The organism is Halorubrum shenae (assembly GCF_051194165.1).
Taxonomy (GTDB): domain Archaea; phylum Halobacteriota; class Halobacteria; order Halobacteriales; family Haloferacaceae; genus Halorubrum.
This window is the reverse complement of the sequence record NZ_JBLZNI010000054.1, coordinates 1-893: the sequence shown is the minus strand read 5'-3', so window position 1 is coordinate 893 and position 893 is coordinate 1. Positions and strand designations below refer to the sequence as shown.

Below are 893 nucleotides of genomic sequence, written 5' to 3'. Positions count from 1 at the left end.
ACTTCCTCATTCCTTCCGAAAGATGTCCCGATAAGCCACCGCAGTTACGCGGTTTCTTGCTTAACTGAAGACGGATGGTGTTGCACCTTCCATCCCCAGCATTTTGCGAACGACTTCTAGGAGGCCGTCAAGTCGCTCGACAAACGGTCGTTCACGAGCCGCGATTACGTCTCCGATATGCTTCATTGCTTGCTCACAATGGTCGAACTCGTTCGAGATACTATCCGGCGTTTGCGGCGAAAACTGGCCCATAGTACTGGGTTTGTTGCTGATGCTAACGGTTCCCGTCCCATCGATAGTGACAGTGTATCCGTAGTGCGCGAACTCCACGTTCAGATGCGATCTATGATGCTTATCTTCGGTGTTAGCGATGAGAGTTTCGAGTGTATCTATATCAACGACCTCTTGCAGGGGCTTTTTGAGATCTGTAGGGTCAACGCCTTCTCGGTCTGCTATTTCCCAGACTATTTTTTCCATAAGATCCATTTTAAGAAATCCTCTCGTATCGGTGCGTCCCTATTAGCCAATGGAACGAGTACGAGTATAAGTACTTTGTAAAAGTATACTGATGTATGCGAGATACCACAGAATATGCCTCTAAAACTGTTTTTTTTTTTTTGGCAAGCTAATATTGGTTCTCCCAATATTAGGGGCTTGATATGCGGAATCCCCAAAAGCAACTACCGCCCACTCAGTTGCAGAACTCGTCCTATTTCCCCGATCGTGCTGTCGCGCGCGTCCGTATCTTCCGTTCCTTGGAGGAAGAAATGATTGAATGGTTGAACGTGCCGCTGTCTCATCATTTCCGACGACTCAATCTCCACGCCAATGTCGTGGATAGCGTCAGTAATTCGAGTAATGTCACGCGAACTCGTCCCGACCACATCGACGTG

General features: G+C 48.0%; 1 protein-coding gene and 1 pseudogene. Both read right to left on the bottom strand.

Going from position 1 to position 893, the window contains the following annotated elements; all coding sequences use genetic code 11:
* Positions 1-60 precede the first annotated feature (60 nt).
* Entirely contained in the window at positions 61-486 is a 426-nt protein-coding gene (locus ACNS88_RS17620) for a HalOD1 output domain-containing protein (protein WP_435100660.1), read from the bottom strand.
* Between the two features lie 194 nt (positions 487-680).
* Positions 681-893: pseudogene (locus ACNS88_RS17615) on the bottom strand (hypothetical protein); the annotation flags it as partial.

What these genes read in the sequence shown, in the direction of transcription:
- ACNS88_RS17620 (WP_435100660.1), bottom strand. Translation starts at nt 486, where the DNA reads ATGGATCTTATGGAAAAAATAGTCTGGGAAATAGCAGACCGAGAAGGC.